The sequence below is a fragment of the Streptomyces sp. CO7 genome (assembly GCF_053474865.1).
The window spans coordinates 1186371-1187881 of record NZ_JBRIOU010000004.1 but is presented as its reverse complement, the minus strand read 5'-3'; the positions used below and the strand labels follow the sequence as shown (position 1 = coordinate 1187881).

1 protein-coding gene, 1 rRNA gene and 1 pseudogene are annotated in these 1511 nt (G+C 70.1%); all 3 read left to right on the top strand.

What is annotated here, in order from left to right:
• Positions 1-103: ribosomal RNA gene (rrf, locus tag ACOV8S_RS18315) — 5S ribosomal RNA — on the top strand; the annotation flags it as partial.
• Between the two features lie 71 nt (positions 104-174).
• Positions 175-819: an HAD family hydrolase gene (locus ACOV8S_RS18310; RefSeq protein WP_448318839.1), complete on the top strand. Its 645-nt coding sequence runs from the start codon at positions 175-177 to the stop codon at positions 817-819.
• An 18-nt stretch (positions 820-837) separates the two neighbouring features.
• Positions 838-1511, top strand: a pseudogene (locus ACOV8S_RS18305) (acetoin utilization protein AcuC); the annotation flags it as partial.

Here is a 1511-nt window from a genome sequence, read left to right as displayed (position 1 = left end):
CGTGAGGGAAACGCCCGGTTACATTCCGAACCCGGAAGCTAAGCCTCACAGCGCCGATGGTACTGCAGGGGGGACCCTGTGGGAGAGTAGGACGCCGCCGAACAAATATTGGGAAAGCCCCCGCACCTTTGGTGCGGGGGCTTTCTGCATTTCCGGAGAGTTTATGGTCTGAGCATGCGCTACGACCTGGTCCTCTTCGACAACGACGGTGTGCTCGTCGACAGTGAGCCGATCTCCAACCGACTGCTGGCCGGCTACCTGACAGAACTCGGGCACGAGACCTCCTACGAGGACTCCGTGCGGGACTACATGGGTTCGGCCATGCACCGCATCCATGACCTGATCCTCGAGCGGACCGGGCAGCGGCTGCCGGAGGACTTCGACGACGAGTTCCACGCCCGTGTCTTCGCCGCGTTCGAGCGGGAGTTGAAGCCGGTGCCGGGCGTCGCGGACGTGCTGCGTCGGCTTTCCGCAGCGGGCATCCCGTTCTGTGTGGCCTCTTCGGGGAGCCATGAGCGGATCCGGGTGGGTCACCGGAAGACCGGGCTGGACCGGTGGTTCGACGACGAGCGCATCTTCAGCGCGCAGGACGTCGGCTGCGGGAAGCCGGCGCCGGACCTGTTCCTGCACGCCGCGCGGTCGATGGGGGTCGCGCCGGAGCGATGTGCGGTGGTGGAGGACAGCCCGCTGGGGGTGCAGGCCGGTCTTGCCGCCGGGATGGACGTGTACGGGTTCACCGCGATGACGCCGGCCGAGAAGCTGGTGGGCGTGAAGGCGCCGTTCACCACGATGGGGGAGCTGGCGGCTCTGCTGGCCTGAACGGCTACCGTGGCGTCCATGAGCGGCCGCGCGCAGATGATGTGGGACGAGGCAGTCACCGGCTACGACTTCGGGCGAGGGCATCCGATGGACCCGGTCCGCCTGAAGCTGACGCGGCGTCTGGTCGCGGCGCTGGAGCTGGACCGCCAGGTCACCGTGGCCGGCGTCAGGGCGGCGGGGGATTCCACGCTGCGTCTGGTGCACCGCCAGGACTACATCGAGGCGGTCAGGGCGGCCTCGGCCGACCCGGAGGCCGCGGACCCTGCCTACGGGCTGGGCACGGAGGACGACCCGGCTTTCCGAGGGATGCACGAGGTCTCCGCGCTGATCGCCGGGCTGTCCGTGGGGGCGGCGGAGTCGGTGTGGCGGGGGGACGCGCTGCACGCGGTGAACTTCGCAGGCGGGCTGCACCACGCGATGCCGGGGGCGGCTTCCGGGTTCTGCGTCTACAACGACGCGGCGCTGGCCGTCGCGCGGCTCCTGGAGCTGGGCGCGGAGCGGGTCGCCTACGTGGACGTCGACGTGCACCACGGGGACGGCGTCCAGGCGGTCTTCTGGGACGACCCCCGTGTTCTGACGGTCTCTCTGCACGAGCACCCGCGCACGTTGTTCCCGCAGACCGGGTGGCCCGAGGAGACGGGCGGCCCGGGCGCGGAGGGCACGGCGGTGAACGTGGCGCTGGCGGCGGGGGG